Raw genomic sequence first — 16,673 nt, 5'->3', positions numbered from 1 at the left:
CAATGGCAGCAGGATACGAAGGCTATGTGGGAAGAATTTGAAGCTATGTGAAGTGACGGTGAAGTCGAAGCGAGGCCAGCACGCCACCTTCCTGCACGTTGCGCAGCGTGACTTCGCCGTTAAACAAACGGGCGACCTCACTGACAAACGCCAACCCCAGACCGCTGCTTTTTTGCCCATTTGCACGCGGCAAAGAGTAAAAGCGTTCAAAAATACGTGACAGCGCGTAGTCAGGAATCCCACTACCGGTATCCAGCACCTTAAGGGTGACGTATTCCTGATCCACTTCGGCGCTTAGCGTTATGCGACCGCTCTCGGGAGTAAAATCGATGGCGTTATCCAGTAAATTCCCCAGCGCCTGCTCCAGTAACGCCGGTTCAGCAGCAACGTTAACCTCAGTAGGCATAACATGCAAAGTGATGTTTTTTTCTGCCAACTGCACGGTGCGCGCTTCGCTGACGCGGCGAAATAATGCCGCCACATCAACAGCAGTCAGAACGACTTCCTGACGATTCTCCAGTCTTGCCTGGCGTAGTAACGTTTCCACCAGTGCCTGCATTCGCGCATTTTGCGTCAGAATGTTGTCGGTAAAACGAGCCACCACTTCCGGCGGCGGACCTTCGCGTAAAATTTCCGCCGCGCCACGAATCGCCGCCAGTGGGCTTTTTAGCTCATGAGTTAACGCATAAACATACTGCTCAATATAGTTTTTCCCTTCCAGCTTCACGCGCATACTTTCCAGCGCCTGCGCGAGTTTACGCAACTCGCTACTACCGAGATCGGGGAGAGGAACGGGCTTATTGTCAGTGACGGAATCAGCATAGCGAGTGAGCCGGGCAATAGAGCGGTTGATCCACCAAACCATGCCTGCGCCAATCACCAGTGCAATCCCCAACAAAATGGCGCTGGCCCATAAAATTCGCCGCTCGCTACGCTTAATGACCGGAGCCATCGCCGCGTTCGGTTTGCCTACGCTCAAAACGCCAATAAGCCGCGAGCCGTCCATAATCGGCGCGGCAACATACATCACAGAACTTTCGGGATCGGCAGGATTTTGCAACGTGCTGCGCGCACCATACTGACCACGCAACGTTAGCCAGACGTCATTCCAGCGCGAATAATCCTGTCCAACGGCTTTATTTGCCGAATCGAACAATACTTTGCCCTGCGCATCGGTCATATAGACATGATATTCGTTGCGCACTTTGTTAATGCCACCGATATTGGCGCGAAACGGGCGATGTTGTAGCTGATTAAACGCCTGCGCCAGTTGCCCATGCGTTGGGTCCCCAGAGAGCAAATCGGGACGCGCCAGCTCCGCCAGCAACGTTGCGGTGTCGATTAACGTCCCCTCGGTTGCTCTTCGCACGCCCGGTTTAACTTCTTTGACAAAAATAGCCAGAACGAACCAGGCCGCCACCGCCACCAGTAAAAAATAGCCCAGCAACAACCGCATGCCGATACGCATTACAGGCCCCTCAGGCTATATCCCATGCCGCGATGAGTATTAATCGGTGAAAGATCGGGGTTGATGGCGCGCAGCTTGGCACGCAGCGTTTTAATGTGGGTATCGACGGTGCGATCGTAGGTGTCCTGCGCATCTTCCCACACGCTATCCATTAGTTGCTGGCGGGACCAGACGCGGCCCGGCGACTTGAGTAACGTCTTCAGCAATAAAAACTCATACCGCGTCAGCGTTAATGGCGTGTCAAACCAGCTGATCTGCGCCGCAGGTTCATTCAATTCAAAATGACCAATACGGATAACGGGAGACGGCGTCGAGAACTTCTTCACCCGACGCAGTAAGGTGCGCACTCTGGCGCACACTTCGCGAGGTGAAAACGGTTTAGCCACGTAGTCGTCAGCGCCAATTTCCAGCCCAAGCAGGCGATCGACCTCTTCACTTCGGGCCGTCAGGAACAGTACAGGTAACGCCGGATGGAGCGCCAGTAACTGGCGGCACAATTCAAAGCCGCTGATATCAGGCAAACCAACATCGAGAATCATGACATCGGGAACCTGCTGGCGAGCTTTATCCAGCACAGGCAAGCCTCGCTCAAAGACCTCGACGTCAAAACCTTCCTGTTGCAACATGTAGACCAGCGTATCGGCTATCCCTTGCTCGTCTTCGACTAACCAGACCGTTTCCCGTTGCATAAATCGCCTCTGTTATTGCCGCCACGGCATGACAGGAACCGCGCTAATCGCGTTTTTCGGCGAACCTTCTACAACTTTGTCGGAGTAAGCCAGATAAGCGAGCGCGTTGCGTTTAGCGTCATAAAAGCGCACGACCTGTAACGACTTAAAGACCAGGGACGTGCGTTTTTTGAATACTACCTCGCCCTGAGCTTTGCCGTTTTTAATACGATCCGATAGTTCAATCGGCCCGACTTGTTGACAAGAAATGGCCGCATCGGAGGTATCTTCTGCCAGGCCCAATCCCCCTTTAATACCACCGGTTTTCGCCCGGCTCACATAACAGGTGACATTTTTCACATCGGGATCGTCAAAGGCTTCAACAACAATTTTGTGATCCGGGCCGATCATTTTAAATACGGTGTCGACCGAACCAATCTCTTCTGCATGAGCCAATGGCCCCAGCATTATCAGGCTTAAAGACAGGATTAAATGCTTGTATTTCATATCGTTACCATTTTTATCTATTACACGAGCAATTAGTTCGTCACGGTAAATAACATATTGATTAAGAACAAAATCTCAATACTTTTATTTCCGTCAAGACCTAAAACATACTCGACTAAGAAAAAAACACTGAATGCTAAAACAGCAAAAAATGCTATTATCCAATTACCTGATGTCAGGTGCTCGTTGTTGAAAGGATGAGGATATTTTATGGATCAGGCCGGCATTATTCGCGACCTTTTAATCTGGCTGGAAGGTCATCTGGATCATCCCCTGTCGCTCGACAATGTAGCGGCGAAAGCAGGTTATTCCAAGTGGCACTTACAGAGAATGTTTAAAGATGTCACTGGCCATGCTATTGGCGCGTATATTCGTGCTCGTCGTTTGTCGAAATCGGCGGTCGCACTACGCCTGACTGCGCGTCCGATTCTGGACATCGCGCTGCAATACCGCTTCGACTCTCAACAGACATTTACCCGCGCTTTCAAGAAGCAGTTTGCCCAGACTCCTGCACTTTACCGCCGTTCTCCTGAATGGAGCGCCTTTGGTATTCGCCCGCCGCTACGTCTGGGTGAATTCACTATGCCAGAGCACAAATTTGTCACTCTGGAAGATACGCCGCTGATTGGTGTTACCCAGAGCTACTCCTGTTCGCTGGAGCAAATCTCTGATTTCCGCCATGAAATGCGCTACCAGTTCTGGCACGATTTTCTCGGCAACTCGCCAACCATTCCACCAGTGCTTTACGGTTTGAACGAAACACGTCCGAGCCAGGATAAAGACGACGAACAAGAGGTGTTCTACACCACCGCGTTAGCTCAGGATCAGGCAGATGGCTATGTACTGACTGGGCATCCGGTGATGTTGCAGGGCGGCGAATATGTGATGTTTACCTATGAAGGTCTGGGAACCGGCGTGCAGGAGTTTATCCTGACGGTATACGGAACGTGCATGCCAATGCTTAACCTGACGCGCCGTAAAGGTCAGGATATTGAGCGATACTACCCGGCAGAAGATGCCAAAGCGGGAGATCGCCCAATTAATCTGCGCTGTGAACTGCTGATTCCGATCCGTCGTTAACGCTGCAGCTCATCTAATGCAGGGGCGTCCAGATGCGAGATGTCCCCTGCGGTTTCAACCACCCAGCCAGACGCCAGCCACAAGCTTTCCTGATAATCCACGCGCGAAATAGAACAGTTACGCAGACGTAAGCGGCGCTCTGCCCATGCTGGTAATCCGAGAATCGTACTCACCAGGCATCCCAGTGCAATACCATGGCTCACCAGTAGCGGTCGGCTTCCCTGCGGTAAGTCCCGGCAAGATTCCAGTGCCGCATTAACGCGATCGCTGAGCTCCTGCATTGACTCACCTTCAGGAATACGCCCGTCAACGGTGCCATTGACCAGTTGCCGACGCCAGTTCTCTTCTTCTTCGGTGAGTGAATCGATATTTCTTGTTTCCAGTACACCCATATTTAATTCACGCAGGCGAGAATCAAAGATGATGTCACAACCGCAGGCCTGGGCGATGATTTCCGCCGTGCGCCGGGTGCGTCCTAAATCGCTACTGATGATATGCGTAATGCCAAGCTCTTTGGCACGGGTTGCCACCTGCATCGCCTGTTGCTCACCTTTGGCGGTCAGCGGGCTGTCAGACTGGCCCTGAATACGTCGCTCGGCGTTCCACTGCGTTTCACCGTGGCGGACTAGGTATACCTGTAACATGCTTTTTTTCCGTATACTGCTGTAACGTTAATTTTCTGAGTAATGCTGATTATGCACCAAGTTGTCTGTGCGACCACCAATCCCGCTAAAATTCAGGCCATTCTGCAGGCATTTCACGAGATCTTCGGCGAAGGATCCTGCCATATTGCATCCGTTGCCGTCGAGAGCGGTGTACCGGAACAGCCCTTTGGCAGTGAGGAAACGCGCGCTGGCGCACGAAATAGGGTAGCCAATGCCCGCCGTTTACTTCCTGAGGCTGATTTTTGGGTGGCGATTGAAGCTGGCATCGATGGTGACAGCACTTTCAGTTGGGTGGTGATAGAAAACGCCAGCCAGCGCGGCGAGGCGCGTTCGGCTACTTTGCCGTTGCCTGCGGTGATTCTGGAAAAAGTGCGTGAAGGTGAGGTGCTTGGTCCCGTGATGTCGCGTTATACCGGTATTGATGAGATTGGTCGTAAGGAAGGGGCGATCGGCGTGTTTACCGCCGGGAAACTCACTCGCACCAGCGTCTATCACCAGGCGGTGATCCTGGCGCTGAGTCCGTTTCATAATGCCGTGTATCAGCCATTGCAGGCCTGATTAGGCGTTCACGCCGCATCCGGCATTCGGTGCACGATGCCTGATGCGCCATGTCCTATCAGGCCTACAAAATCAATCGCTTTTCAGCAACACGTCTTCCAGCCACTGGCGCAGCTCGACGGGCGCGGCTTTCAGACTATTAGATCCACGCGTAATCGTCGCGATGCCCGCGCCGAGTTCATTTTTTAACTCACGCTGGCTCATTTCGCCGCGCAACAGCTCTTCGACAATACGCACGCGAGTCCCCAACGCTTCGCGCTCATCTGGCGTCAGCATCAGGTTTAACAACGGTAAATGGAGATCGTTTTGGTAGGCATTCTTAAGCAGGTCGACAAAACGTAACCACTCCTGGTGACGCTGTTCTGCCATCGCTGCTGAATAGGGTGATTGTTGGGCCATAGTATGTCGCCATTGTTAGCGGGGGAAGCAAAATGCCTCCCCCGGTTGTACTCGCTAAAGAGTACGATAGCATATCATAAACGTGTGGATCAGTAACGACGTCCCCATTCCGTGGCGCTCATCAACGTCGGTTTATCCCCCATGAAATAGCGGTAGTAAGCGTCATAAGCCAGCACGTTTTTCACATAACCGCGCGTCTCGGAGAATGGAATACTCTCGACAAATGCCACTGCGTCGATACGCCCTGCGCTGTTGCCAAGCCAGGTTCGCACCCGCCCTGGTCCGGCGTTATAAGCTGCTGAGGAGAAAATACGGTTATTGCCAAACTGCTGATAAACATATTGCAGGTAACTGGTGCCAATGTTGATGTTTGTTTCCGGATCCAGCAATTGCCCAGGGCTGCTATAACCGGGAATAGAGAACATCTTCACCGTATGGGTCGCGGTACCAGGCATAATCTGCATCAGGCCGCTGGCCCCTACCGGTGATTTCACTTTCGGATTCCAGGCACTCTCCTGACGGGCAATCGCCATCGCATAGCTTTGCGGGATCTCCTTACCACTGGTGTAGCGTTTGAAAAGATCGTTGTAAGCCAGCGGGAATCGCTCTTCCAGATGATCCCACAGCTTCCCGGCGATCGTTGCCTGAACGCTAAGATCCCACCATTGGTTATTGAAAGCATACCGAGCCAGTTGAGCCTGCTCTGTTTTTGACTTGCTCTTCACCAGATTGGCCCACTCGCTACGCGCGGTGTTATCGAGATTCCAGTACATCAACTCGCGCACGCGCGCCATCTCCGGCCCCTGAGTCAGGGCGCTGTCAACATTCTGCGGCGCTTTATCAATCTTCAGCTCATACTCTTCGCCGATGCGTTGTGCAGCAACCATCGGGTAGAAACCACGCTGTTGCATGAGTTGATGCAAAATCTCTTTTGCTTCAGCTTCACGTCCGCGTTCCAGCAATAAATCCGCCTGCCAGTAACGCCATTCATCTTTCTCTTTCGCTTCCATAGGCAGACGCGCCAGCCAGGTATTCAGGCCGCGACGATCGCCGGTGCCAAGCGCCATTCGCACACGGCGTTCAATAAGCGAAGTAGATTGCGAACGCATAATCGCGTCATCGCGCCATTTCGCCTGCTCGTCGGTGACATCGTTGCCCATCAAACGCCATGCGACAATATCGCGCAGCTCCTGAATCTGATCTTCATTAAGCTGCTGTGCCTGAGCAAGCGACGGGATCATCAGCCGTGCATTTTCAGCATCCTGCCGCGCCACACTGGCAAACGCCACCGCCGCCATTTGACGGGTAAAATCGGTCGCGCCGGTTGTACGCGCGAAGGTCAGTACCGTATTAGGGTTGTTCGCCAGTGAAATGATTGCCGAAGCGATAGTCTGGTAATCGGCAGGCATCTGCCCTGCCAGCACTGTTACCAGGCCGGTGTTACCCGCTTTCATCGCCAGACGGATACGCTCTAAATACGCCAGCGGATCTTGTTTACCTGACGCACGCCAGACGCTAAATAACTTGTCACAGGCGTTAGGCTGGCTCTTGCCGGTTAGCCACAGCTCTTTCGCCCCTTGCCAGGCTTCTTCACTCTGCCCGGTGTTCCATTTCGCATAGTAGTAATTACATTGCGCTTCGGTAGTTCCGGGCTTTTCCGGGCTAAAGGCTAACAAGCCACGCCAGTCTTCACGCCGCGCCAGTTCATTGACGAAACGAGATTGCAGCGTGCGAGCGGGAGGAAGCGTGGGGTTAGCGCGAACAAAGTTAGTGACCGTCACCGCCGGTTGATTCATCAGGTCATCAGTGATCTGGCGGTATTCCAGGTAGGGATAAAGTGGGTAATCTTTCAGTCCAGGCATCATTTGTTCGACCACATCCATTTGTCGATTATCCCAGGCCTGCTTGATTTGCGCGTAACGACTACGCTGCTCATCCAGTGAGTCGGCTCGCGCCACGCTGCTGACCGTCAGCAGACAGACACCGACAGCCAACAGCCGCCAGGTAACGTGTTTGGCTTTTTCCACAAGCGCATCCTCTAAGTGTCAATACATCAATGCAGCGTCATGCCGCGTAATAGATTTATGCTAACCAGTCATTGCCGTTTACGCCACGTTACGGACACTTTTTTACTTTTACGGGGTGATCGACTGGCTGGGATTAGACAGGGAAACAGGCTACACTTCGCCTTTGAAAACTCATCATCACGATAAACATAGAGGCGAAGTCCAACGTGGCTCAATTCGTTTATACCATGCATCGTGTCGGCAAAGTTGTTCCGCCGAAACGTCATATTTTGAAAAACATCTCTCTGAGTTTCTTCCCTGGGGCAAAAATTGGTGTCCTGGGTCTGAACGGCGCGGGTAAGTCCACCCTGCTGCGCATTATGGCGGGCATTGATAAAGACATCGAAGGTGAAGCACGTCCGCAGCCAGACATCAAGATTGGTTATCTGCCGCAGGAACCGCAGCTGAACCCGGAACACACCGTTCGTGAGTCCATTGAAGAAGCGGTTTCTGAAGTGGTTAACGCCCTGAAACGCCTGGATGAAGTGTATGCGCTGTATGCCGATCCGGATGCCGATTTTGACAAGCTGGCCGCTGAACAAGGCCGTCTGGAAGAGATCATTCAGGCTCACGACGGTCACAACCTGAACGTTCAGCTGGAGCGTGCGGCGGATGCGCTGCGTCTGCCGGACTGGGACGCGAAAATCGCTAACCTTTCCGGTGGTGAGCGTCGTCGCGTGGCGTTGTGCCGCCTGCTGCTGGAAAAACCAGACATGCTGCTGCTCGACGAACCGACCAACCACCTGGATGCGGAATCCGTAGCGTGGCTGGAACGCTTCCTGCACGACTTCGAAGGCACCGTGGTGGCGATTACCCACGACCGTTACTTCCTCGATAACGTTGCGGGCTGGATCCTCGAACTTGACCGCGGTGAAGGTATTCCGTGGGAAGGTAACTACTCCTCCTGGCTGGAGCAGAAAGATCAGCGTCTGGCGCAGGAAGCTTCACAAGAAGCGGCGCGTCGTAAGTCGATCGAGAAAGAGCTGGAGTGGGTACGTCAGGGAACTAAAGGCCGTCAGTCAAAAGGTAAAGCACGTCTGGCGCGCTTTGAAGAACTCAACAGCACCGAATATCAGAAACGTAACGAAACCAACGAACTGTTTATTCCACCTGGACCGCGTCTGGGCGATAAAGTGCTGGAAGTCAGCAACCTGCGTAAATCCTATGGTGATCGTCTGCTGATTGACTCCCTGAGCTTCTCGATCCCGAAAGGAGCGATCGTCGGGATCATCGGTCCGAACGGTGCGGGTAAATCGACGCTGTTCCGTATGATCTCTGGTCAGGAACAGCCGGACAGCGGCACCATCACTTTGGGTGAAACGGTGAAACTGGCGTCGGTTGATCAGTTCCGTGACTCAATGGATAACAGCAAAACCGTTTGGGAAGAAGTTTCCGGCGGGCTGGATATCATGAAGATCGGCAACACCGAGATGCCAAGCCGCGCCTACGTTGGCCGCTTTAACTTTAAAGGGGTTGATCAGGGTAAACGCGTTGGCGAACTCTCCGGCGGTGAGCGCGGTCGTCTGCATCTGGCGAAGCTGCTGCAGGTTGGCGGCAACATGCTGCTGCTCGACGAACCAACCAACGACCTGGATATCGAAACCCTGCGCGCACTGGAAAACGCCCTGCTGGAGTTCCCGGGCTGCGCGATGGTTATCTCGCACGACCGTTGGTTCCTCGACCGTATCGCCACCCACATTCTGGATTACCAGGATGAAGGTAAAGTTGAGTTCTTCGAAGGTAACTTTACCGAGTACGAAGAGTACAAGAAACGCACGCTGGGCGCAGACGCGCTGGAGCCGAAGCGTATCAAGTACAAGCGTATTGCGAAGTAATGCGTAAAATGCCGGATGCGGCGCACCAGCATCGCATCCGGTATTAGTTAAATGATTAATGGGAAGCAAGTTCCCGGAAAAAGGCAGGATTTTCTTTAATTGTGGCAAGTACTTTTGCAGCCAATCCCGTAGGATTTCTTCGCTTCGATTCCCAGCTTTTAATGGTATCCACACTGGTTCCCAGAGCTTTTGCCATCTCACTTTGAGAAACGTTGAGTTGCTCACGAATAGCTTTAACATCCGCAATTTCGTAGCGGGTCACCCGTGCAGGTTCTTTTAAACCTTGTTTAATCTCGACAGCCTCTTCCAGAGAGGTTTTCAACTCATCAAAAAAACTCATTTTATATCTCGCCTTTGAGCAGTTTCGTCAACTTCTTTAGTTGAGCTTTTTCCGTATCTGTCAGACTATCTTTGGCATTTATCGGATAGGCCATAATCAAATAAATAATCTCTTCCGTCGCCAGAAAGTAAATTATTCTGACACTGCCACTTTTTCCCTGTGAACCCGCAGCCATTCGGACTTTACGCAATCCACCAGTCTGCTGAATGAGATCACCTTTATCGGGAGTTCCGATGAGTTCTTTTTGTAATTCCTTTAATTCATCATCGGTTGCAATCTGCTTGATCTGACGCGTAAACATTGGCGTCTCTATAAATATTATCGCCTTACCCATTCCCCCTCCCTGGCAGGTACATTGTACACCTAAATGGAGTACTAAGTACACTTTTAAATCAGTAATCCCACTCAACATCTTATAAAGATGATTATCTTTGCTCCCCCATCATCTCCCGCACCAGCTCCACGCAGCGCAGGAAACGGCTGTCGTAATCGTCCTCTTCAACCCGCACGAATTCGATATTGTTCTCTTCCAACATCTCCACCAGCAAGTTCTGGAACTCTTTGCGATCCACCGAACTGCCGAGGCTGCGTAAACCATCCGCCACCCACGGCGTGTTGTTCTCCAGCAGGATCACCAGATCGAAACGGTATTCATCAATCAACGCCTGCACGAACGGATGCTCACGCCCTTCGTACTTTTTGCAGAACGCCTGGGTAGTGACAAAATCGGTGTCGATAAACGCCACTTTATTGGCATATTTCACTGCAAAATCAATATATTGCGCGTGTCCCAGCGCGATTTTATCGTAGTCGGAATACTGCAACGCAATCTCATCACCGCCAAGGTGTGAAAAGACATAATCGCGACCATATTCCCATGCACTGGTAGTGTTGAAGATATTGGCAAGTTTGTTTACCAGGGTGGATTTACCGCTCGACTCGCCGCCAAGGATCGCCACGGTACGCACAAAGAACGGCTTAACTTCCGTAGGAATATATTCCCAGTAGCGGAACGGGTTTTCGCGGATCTGCGCACCGCTGATACTCATAAAGGTACGCTTCGGATCGATCAACACCGTCTCGATCCCCAGATGTTCCATATACTGCGGCGCATCGGCTTCTTCTGAGGTGTAGATAAGATCCGGCTGAATGCCTTTTTCGGCCATAAACTTTTTGATGCCGTTGCTCCACACATCCCAGCCGTGTGGATACGGTTCCATGCCCTCTTCGTTAAAAGCATGAATGCGGATATTTTTTTGATACTTAAAGGTCTGCAATAACCAGCGCAGACGATCCGGCACGGTTGGCTGCTGCGACATGGCGCTGTCTTCGAACAATGCGCGGTCGCGGGTATCGTCAAAACCCATAATGATATGCAGCTCGTCAACCTGGCTACAGGCGCGCTGGATAAGGTAGATATGTCCAGTATGCAGCGGGTAAAACTTACCGAATACGACACCGATCGTTTTCTTCTGCCGGGGAAATTCAAGTCCCAAATAACGGTGCAATGCCTCCAGCTTTTGTGCGCTGGGGCTTTTGATTTTGGCATTCAGTAACTGGCTTAAATACCCTTTGGTCATACCGCTGGCATCAGCTACCTGCTGTAGCGTGCAGCCCTGTTGCTTGATGGCAGTTTTCAGGTAATCAAATGACGACATATCTCCCTCCGTATCTCTCATTATAAGTCGTCGAACACGCTAAGCGCGTCGGAGAGTTTTTTAACGCCAAAAATCTGCATCCCTTCCGGCGCTTTTTTCGGCACGTTAGCTGCCGGAACAATTGCCCGGCGAAAACCGTGTTTCGCCGCTTCTGAGATTCGTTCCTGGCCGCTGGGCACCGGGCGGATCTCCCCTGCCAGCCCGACTTCACCAAACACCACCAGATCCTGCGGTAGCGGTCTGTCACGCAGGCTGGAAACCATCGCCAGCAGTAACGCTAAATCGACACTGGTTTCCGTCACCTTCACGCCACCGACCACGTTAACAAACACATCCTGATCGGCCATTTGTAGACCACCGTGACGGTGAAGCACCGCCAGCAGGATTGCCAGACGGTTTTGCTCCAGCCCGACTGCCACGCGGCGTGGATTCGCCATCATCGAGTGATCGACGAGCGCCTGAATCTCCACCAGCAGCGGACGCGTTCCTTCCCACACTACCATCACTGAGCTACCGGAGGTCACTTCATCGCCGCGACTTAAGAAAATTGCCGAAGGGTTGCTGACTTCACGCAGCCCCTGCTCGGTCATTGCGAAGACACCCAGCTCATTCACCGCGCCGAAGCGGTTTTTATGGCTGCGTAAGGTGCGAAAACGTGAGTCGGCATCACCATCCAAAAGCACCGAACAGTCGATACAGTGTTCCAGCACTTTAGGGCCAGCCAGCGAGCCATCTTTGGTTACGTGCCCGACCATGACAATCGCCACACCGCGCGTTTTGGCGAAGCGCGTCAGATAAGCCGCCGTTTCACGCACCTGCGCCACGCTGCCAGGTGATGATTGTACATCCGCCATATGCATCACCTGGATGGAGTCAATTACCATCAGCTTCGGTTGCTCTTCTTCGGCAATCAGGCAGATCTGCTCGATGCTGGTTTCCGACAGCATATTAAGATTGTCAGTCGGCAGGCCAAGGCGATGAGCGCGCATTGCCACCTGTTGCAGCGACTCTTCGCCGGTGACATACAGCGTTTTCATCTGCTGCGCCAGTTTGCACAGCGTTTGCAGCAACAGCGTGGATTTCCCCGCACCAGGGTTACCGCCAATCAGAATGGCGCTTCCCGGCACCACGCCGCCGCCTAATACGCGGTCGAACTCTTTAAATCCGGTGGAAAAACGCGGCAGCTCTTCAAGGCTGATGTCGGAAAGTTTCTGGACTTTTGCCACTCCGGCGCTACCGGCATAGCCACTGAGACGCTCGTTACGCGCCACCGTTGGCGACGCTGCAAGACGCACCTCGGTGATGGTGTTCCAGGCATGACAGGCACTGCACTGCCCCTGCCAGCGCGGATAATCGGCCCCGCATTCATTACAAACAAAGGCGCGTTTTGGAGCTTTTGCCACGATGTACCTCGTTAATGCTGTGCCGCCCGCAGGATGACGGGCGGGCAATTACTTCTGATTCAGGCTGCCAGAGAGGATGCAGAATACCCCCATCAGGTCAGCGTGACGGATGGTGACTTCCGTCTTTTCATTCACTTTTGGCTTGGCATGGTAGGCAATCCCCAGCCCTGCCGCTTTGATCATCGGCAGGTCATTGGCTCCATCGCCAATCGCCACGGTCTGCGCCAGCGGGATTTCATACTCCTGCGCGAGGCGGGTCAGGGTTTTCGCTTTATATTGCGCGTCAACGATGTCGCCGATCACATTGCCGGTAAATTTACCGTCCATGATCTCCAGTTCATTGGCTACCACGGCTGTCAGGCGCAGCTTGTCGCGCAGGTATTCAGCAAAGAAAGTAAAGCCGCCGGAGGCAATCGCCACTTTCCAGCCCAGCGTTTCCAGCTTGAGTACCAGCTGCGTTAAGCCTGGCATCAGCGGCAGATTTTCACGCACCTGTTGCAGAATATTGGCGTCAGCGCCTTTCAGCGTCGCCACGCGGCTGCGCAGGCTGGCGGTAAAATCGAGTTCGCCGCGCATCGCCCGTTCGGTTACCTCCGCCACCCTCTCGCCCGTTCCGGCCAGTTTGGCAATTTCATCAATACATTCAATCTGGATGGCGGTGGAATCCATGTCCATCACCAGCAACCCCGGCGTGCGCAGGTGTGGGATTTTCCCCAGCGGCGCGACATCCAGTTGCGCTTCATGGGCCAGGCGCGTAGCCCGCGCAGTGAGTGAACCTGCCAGACGAATCACCTGATAATCTTCCACGCACCAGGCGGCAACAATCACCATAGCCGCGCCCAGTTTGCTCTGGTATTGGGTCAGACGTTGTTTATCCAGCCCACGACCATACAGCAGCCAGCCGCTACGACCTGCGTGGTAATCCAGTGGCATCACTTCATCACCACTTAATGAAAGAGGCAGACCAGGCCATAAAGAGACATCTTCAGGCAGGTCGCACCAGGTAATGTTAGGCATTAAGGCTCCTGTAAAATCGTTCGAAGCAGGGAAAATAACGCATGAGGCTACCTTGTATCCATTGCTTCTGGCAACATTAAGTCTCAAATTTTCAAAGGGTGGAAGATGGCTCGCACAAAACTGAAATTCCGGCTGCATCGGGCAGTGATTGTCCTGTTCTGTCTTGCCTTGTTAGTGGCGCTGATGCAGGGGGCGTCATGGTTTAGTCAAAACCACCAGCGACAGCGTAATCCGCAACTGGAAGAACTGGCCCGCACCCTGGCGCGGCAGGTGACGCTAAACGTTGCACCGCTGATGCGTACCGACTCACCGGATGAAAAACGCATTCAGGCGATCCTCGATCAGTTAACGGATGAAAGCCGCATTCTCGACGCAGGCGTATATGATGAGCAAGGCGATCTTATCGCCCGTTCTGGCGAAAGCGTCGACGTGCGCGACCGGCTGGCGCTCGACGGCAAAAAAGCGGGCGGCTATTTTAACCAGCAGATTGTCGAACCCATTGCGGGTAAAAACGGACCGCTCGGCTATCTGCGCCTGACGCTCGACACCCATACGCTCGCCACCGAAGCCCAACAGGTGGATAACACCACTAACATTTTACGCCTGATGTTGCTGCTCTCGCTGGCAATCGGCGTAGTGCTGACCCGCACGCTGCTACAGGGTAAACGCACCCGCTGGCAGCAATCGCCCTTCCTGTTAACCGCCAGTAAACCGGTGCCGGAAGAGGAAGAAAGCGAGAAAAAAGAGTGACCCATTACTACAAGAAAGGAAATCGTTATGTCCACATTACGCCTGCTCATCTCTGACTCTTACGACCCGTGGTTTAACCTGGCGGTAGAGGAGTGTATTTTTCGCCAGATGCCGGCTACGCAGCGCGTTCTGTTTCTCTGGCGCAATGCCGACACGGTAGTGATTGGTCGCGCGCAGAACCCGTGGAAAGAGTGTAATACCCGGCGGATGGAAGAAGATAACGTCCGCCTGGCGCGGCGCAGTAGCGGTGGCGGCGCAGTGTTCCACGATCTCGGCAATACCTGTTTTACCTTTATGGCTGGCAAGCCGGAGTACGATAAAACCATCTCCACGTCGATTGTGCTCAATGCGCTGAACGCGCTCGGCGTCAGCGCCGAAGCTTCCGGGCGTAACGATCTGGTGGTGAAAACCGCCGAAGGCGATCGCAAAGTCTCAGGCTCGGCCTATCGCGAAACCAAAGATCGTGGCTTCCACCACGGCACTTTGCTGCTCAATTCCGACCTTAGCCGCCTGGCAAACTATCTCAATCCGGATAAAAAGAAACTGGCGGCGAAAGGCATTACCTCAGTGCGTTCCCGCGTGACCAATCTGACCGAATTGCTACCGGGGATCACCCATGAGCAGGTTTGCGAGGCCATAACCGAGGCCTTTTTCGCCCATTATGGCGAGCGCGTGGAAGCGGAAATCATCTCCCCGGACAAAACGCCAGACTTGCCAAACTTCGCCGAAACCTTTGCCCGCCAGAGTAGCTGGGAATGGAACTTCGGTCAGGCTCCGGCATTCTCGCATCTGCTGGATGAACGCTTTACCTGGGGCGGCGTGGAACTGCATTTCGACGTTGAAAAAGGCCATATCACCCGCGCCCAGGTGTTTACCGACAGTCTCAACCCCGCGCCGCTGGAAGCCCTCGCCGGGCGACTGCAAGGCTGTCTGTACCGCGCGGATATGCTGCAACAGGAGTGCGAAGCGCTGCTGGTTGACTTCCCGGAACAGGAAAAAGAGCTACGGGAGTTGTCAGCGTGGATGGCAGGGGCGGTAAGGTAACTCGCTGATTAAAATATCCAGGGAAGGAAATATGATCGATCTGGAAAACCAGGAACGGGAGATTATCAATTTAATGTTCAGCCAGGGTATATCCTGGCTAACCGCCGTGCGTATCAGGCATAAAATATCACTTGCTGAAGTAAGTAAAATGTTAGGTATCTCCATTAATTCTCTAAAACAGATCGAAAAGACGGAACGGCTTAGTTCAAACATCAAAAGCAAAATGGCAGGAATTTATGGTTGTCCACCAGAGTTGCTGATATGCCCTTCCTGGATGACTGCTGAACATAAATGAATAGATTCGTGAATAGATACTTGAATGGATTTTATTTTCTATCCATATGAAAAATAATAGTAAATCTATAAATCAGTTGCTATTGATGAATAAATACTAAAAAGCCGGAGCAGTCTCCCACTCCGGCTTCACACGACAATCGCCTTTCAGCAAAACACAATTACTCTTTATCGCCCAGCAGAACGGATTCCAGCGCGATTTTGATCATGTCGTTGAAGGTGGTCTGACGCTCAGCGGCAGTGGTCTGCTCGTGAGTGCGGATGTGGTCAGACACGGTGCAGATGGTCAGGGCTTTCGCGCCAAATTCTGCAGCGACGCCGTAGATACCAGCCGCTTCCATTTCCACGCCGAGGATGCCGTATTTTTCCATCACGTCGAACATTTCGCCGTCCGGAGAGTAGAACAGGTCAGCGGAGAACAGGTTACCAACGCGAGCATCAACGCCCAGTGCTTTTGCCGCGTCTACCGCGTTACGCACCATGTCGAAGTCAGCGATAGCGGCAAAGTCATGGTCTTTAAAACGGATGCGGTTAACTTTGGAATCGGTGCAGGCACCCATACCGATAACGACGTCGCGCAGTTTTACGTGCGGCAGAACAGCGCCACAGGAACCAACGCGGATAATTTTCTTCACGCCGAAATCAGTGATCAGTTCTTTGGTGTAGATGGAGCAGGACGGGATACCCATACCGTGGCCCATTACGGAAATTTTGCGGCCTTTGTAAGTACCAGTGAAGCCCAGCATACCGCGAACGTTGTTCACTTCACGGGCATCTTCAAGGAAAGTTTCAGCAATATACTTCGCACGCAGCGGGTCGCCTGGCATCAAAACTACGTCAGCAAAATCGCCCATTTCTGCATTAATGTGTGGAGTAGCCATCGTTTTATCCTTTTTGTGACATATTAAAGGCGGAGTCACT

18 protein-coding genes are annotated in these 16,673 nt (G+C 52.9%); 6 read left to right on the top strand and 12 right to left on the bottom strand.

Features of this window, described 5'->3' with window-relative positions:
* Positions 1-43: 43 nt before the first annotated feature.
* The 3 genes from creC to creA are packed head-to-tail and all read right to left on the bottom strand — an operon-like array spanning position 44 to position 2,643.
* Positions 44-1,468 (bottom strand): two-component system sensor histidine kinase CreC, encoded by a 1,425-nt coding sequence (creC, locus tag C4F37_RS08175; protein ID WP_001219585.1) that lies wholly within the window; start codon positions 1,466-1,468, stop codon positions 44-46.
* The gene (gene creB / locus C4F37_RS08170; protein ID WP_001188687.1) at positions 1,468-2,157 is read right to left on the bottom strand and encodes a two-component system response regulator CreB; all 690 of its coding nucleotides are present in this window, start codon (positions 2,155-2,157) and stop codon (positions 1,468-1,470) included. The genes creC and creB overlap by 1 nt, the downstream gene beginning before the upstream one ends.
* Positions 2,158-2,169: 12 nt before the next feature.
* Positions 2,170-2,643 (bottom strand): protein CreA, encoded by a 474-nt coding sequence (creA, locus tag C4F37_RS08165; RefSeq protein WP_000875487.1) that lies wholly within the window; start codon positions 2,641-2,643, stop codon positions 2,170-2,172.
* 210 nt (positions 2,644-2,853) lie between these two features.
* On the opposite strand from creA, the gene robA reads away from it, so the two are divergent.
* Positions 2,854-3,723, top strand: coding sequence for an MDR efflux pump AcrAB transcriptional activator RobA (robA, locus tag C4F37_RS08160; RefSeq protein ID WP_000371658.1), 870 nt, complete (start codon positions 2,854-2,856; stop codon positions 3,721-3,723).
* On the opposite strand, the gene gpmB is transcribed toward robA, so the two are convergent.
* Positions 3,720-4,367, bottom strand: a complete 648-nt coding sequence (gene gpmB, locus C4F37_RS08155) for a 2,3-diphosphoglycerate-dependent phosphoglycerate mutase GpmB (protein ID WP_000942350.1) — start codon at positions 4,365-4,367, stop codon at positions 3,720-3,722. The genes robA and gpmB overlap by 4 nt on opposite strands.
* Before the next feature lie 51 nt (positions 4,368-4,418).
* On the opposite strand from gpmB, the gene yjjX reads away from it, so the two are divergent.
* Entirely contained in the window at positions 4,419-4,946 is a 528-nt protein-coding gene (gene yjjX, locus C4F37_RS08150) for an inosine/xanthosine triphosphatase (protein WP_001350367.1), read from the top strand.
* 72 nt (positions 4,947-5,018) lie between these two features.
* Here the strand turns inward: yjjX and trpR are convergent, their stop codons facing one another.
* The gene (gene trpR / locus C4F37_RS08145; protein WP_000068677.1) at positions 5,019-5,345 is read right to left on the bottom strand and encodes a trp operon repressor; all 327 of its coding nucleotides are present in this window, start codon (positions 5,343-5,345) and stop codon (positions 5,019-5,021) included.
* Between the two features lie 89 nt (positions 5,346-5,434).
* A complete protein-coding gene (gene sltY / locus C4F37_RS08140) occupies positions 5,435-7,372 on the bottom strand; it encodes a murein transglycosylase (RefSeq protein ID WP_000409429.1) in 1,938 nt (645 codons plus the stop codon).
* A 206-nt stretch (positions 7,373-7,578) separates the two neighbouring features.
* On the opposite strand from sltY, the gene ettA reads away from it, so the two are divergent.
* Entirely contained in the window at positions 7,579-9,246 is a 1,668-nt protein-coding gene (ettA, locus tag C4F37_RS08135; RefSeq protein ID WP_000046754.1) for an energy-dependent translational throttle protein EttA, read from the top strand.
* Positions 9,247-9,301: 55 nt separating this feature from the next.
* On the opposite strand, the gene nadS is transcribed toward ettA, so the two are convergent.
* The 5 genes from nadS to serB all read right to left on the bottom strand — a co-directional run bounded on the left by nadS (position 9,302) and on the right by serB (position 13,664).
* On the bottom strand, positions 9,302-9,586 hold the full coding sequence (gene nadS, locus C4F37_RS08130; RefSeq protein WP_000007436.1) for a NadS family protein: 285 nt from the start codon (positions 9,584-9,586) through the stop codon (positions 9,302-9,304).
* A gap of 1 nt (position 9,587) precedes the next feature.
* A complete protein-coding gene (locus C4F37_RS08125) occupies positions 9,588-9,920 on the bottom strand; it encodes a type II toxin-antitoxin system RelE/ParE family toxin (RefSeq protein WP_001298496.1) in 333 nt (110 codons plus the stop codon).
* Between the two features lie 91 nt (positions 9,921-10,011).
* Complete coding sequence (gene nadR / locus C4F37_RS08120; protein ID WP_000093832.1) at positions 10,012-11,244, bottom strand: multifunctional transcriptional regulator/nicotinamide-nucleotide adenylyltransferase/ribosylnicotinamide kinase NadR; 1,233 nt, start codon at positions 11,242-11,244, stop codon at positions 10,012-10,014.
* A 20-nt stretch (positions 11,245-11,264) separates the two neighbouring features.
* Entirely contained in the window at positions 11,265-12,647 is a 1,383-nt protein-coding gene (radA, locus tag C4F37_RS08115; protein WP_001298501.1) for a DNA repair protein RadA, read from the bottom strand.
* Between the two features lie 48 nt (positions 12,648-12,695).
* Positions 12,696-13,664 (bottom strand): phosphoserine phosphatase, encoded by a 969-nt coding sequence (gene serB / locus C4F37_RS08110; protein WP_001132964.1) that lies wholly within the window; start codon positions 13,662-13,664, stop codon positions 12,696-12,698.
* A 105-nt stretch (positions 13,665-13,769) separates the two neighbouring features.
* Between serB and C4F37_RS08105 the strand changes: the two genes are divergently transcribed.
* From C4F37_RS08105 to C4F37_RS08095, 3 genes are read left to right on the top strand one after another with little or no spacing between them, the layout of a single operon-like run.
* A complete protein-coding gene (locus C4F37_RS08105; protein WP_000124608.1) occupies positions 13,770-14,414 on the top strand; it encodes a YtjB family periplasmic protein in 645 nt (214 codons plus the stop codon).
* A gap of 27 nt (positions 14,415-14,441) precedes the next feature.
* Complete coding sequence (lplA, locus tag C4F37_RS08100; RefSeq protein ID WP_000105872.1) at positions 14,442-15,458, top strand: lipoate--protein ligase LplA; 1,017 nt, start codon at positions 14,442-14,444, stop codon at positions 15,456-15,458.
* A gap of 31 nt (positions 15,459-15,489) precedes the next feature.
* The gene (locus C4F37_RS08095; protein WP_001774151.1) at positions 15,490-15,753 is read left to right on the top strand and encodes a helix-turn-helix domain-containing protein; all 264 of its coding nucleotides are present in this window, start codon (positions 15,490-15,492) and stop codon (positions 15,751-15,753) included.
* Positions 15,754-15,913: 160 nt separating this feature from the next.
* On the opposite strand, the gene deoD is transcribed toward C4F37_RS08095, so the two are convergent.
* Positions 15,914-16,633, bottom strand: a complete 720-nt coding sequence (deoD, locus tag C4F37_RS08090) for a purine-nucleoside phosphorylase (protein WP_000224879.1) — start codon at positions 16,631-16,633, stop codon at positions 15,914-15,916.
* Between the last annotated feature and the right edge of the window lie 40 nt (positions 16,634-16,673).

The organism is Escherichia sp. R1 (assembly GCF_003000935.1).
GTDB classification, from domain to species: Bacteria; Pseudomonadota; Gammaproteobacteria; order Enterobacterales; family Enterobacteriaceae; genus Escherichia; species Escherichia coli.
The sequence above is the reverse complement of the archived record's forward strand: the minus strand, read 5'-3'. Positions and strand labels throughout refer to the sequence as shown.

What these genes read in the sequence shown, in the direction of transcription:
- creC (WP_001219585.1), bottom strand. Translation starts at nt 1,468, where the DNA reads ATGCGTATCGGCATGCGGTTGTTGCTGGGCTATTTTTTACTGGTGGCG.
- creB (WP_001188687.1), bottom strand. Translation starts at nt 2,157, where the DNA reads ATGCAACGGGAAACGGTCTGGTTAGTCGAAGACGAGCAAGGGATAGCC.
- creA (WP_000875487.1), bottom strand. Translation starts at nt 2,643, where the DNA reads ATGAAATACAAGCATTTAATCCTGTCTTTAAGCCTGATAATGCTGGGG.
- robA (WP_000371658.1), top strand. Translation starts at nt 2,854, where the DNA reads ATGGATCAGGCCGGCATTATTCGCGACCTTTTAATCTGGCTGGAAGGT.
- gpmB (WP_000942350.1), bottom strand. Translation starts at nt 4,367, where the DNA reads ATGTTACAGGTATACCTAGTCCGCCACGGTGAAACGCAGTGGAACGCC.
- yjjX (WP_001350367.1), top strand. Translation starts at nt 4,419, where the DNA reads ATGCACCAAGTTGTCTGTGCGACCACCAATCCCGCTAAAATTCAGGCC.
- trpR (WP_000068677.1), bottom strand. Translation starts at nt 5,345, where the DNA reads ATGGCCCAACAATCACCCTATTCAGCAGCGATGGCAGAACAGCGTCAC.
- nadS (WP_000007436.1), bottom strand. Translation starts at nt 9,586, where the DNA reads ATGAGTTTTTTTGATGAGTTGAAAACCTCTCTGGAAGAGGCTGTCGAG.
- C4F37_RS08125 (WP_001298496.1), bottom strand. Translation starts at nt 9,920, where the DNA reads ATGGGTAAGGCGATAATATTTATAGAGACGCCAATGTTTACGCGTCAG.
- nadR (WP_000093832.1), bottom strand. Translation starts at nt 11,244, where the DNA reads ATGTCGTCATTTGATTACCTGAAAACTGCCATCAAGCAACAGGGCTGC.
- serB (WP_001132964.1), bottom strand. Translation starts at nt 13,664, where the DNA reads ATGCCTAACATTACCTGGTGCGACCTGCCTGAAGATGTCTCTTTATGG.
- C4F37_RS08105 (WP_000124608.1), top strand. Translation starts at nt 13,770, where the DNA reads ATGGCTCGCACAAAACTGAAATTCCGGCTGCATCGGGCAGTGATTGTC.
- lplA (WP_000105872.1), top strand. Translation starts at nt 14,442, where the DNA reads ATGTCCACATTACGCCTGCTCATCTCTGACTCTTACGACCCGTGGTTT.
- C4F37_RS08095 (WP_001774151.1), top strand. Translation starts at nt 15,490, where the DNA reads ATGATCGATCTGGAAAACCAGGAACGGGAGATTATCAATTTAATGTTC.
- deoD (WP_000224879.1), bottom strand. Translation starts at nt 16,633, where the DNA reads ATGGCTACTCCACACATTAATGCAGAAATGGGCGATTTTGCTGACGTA.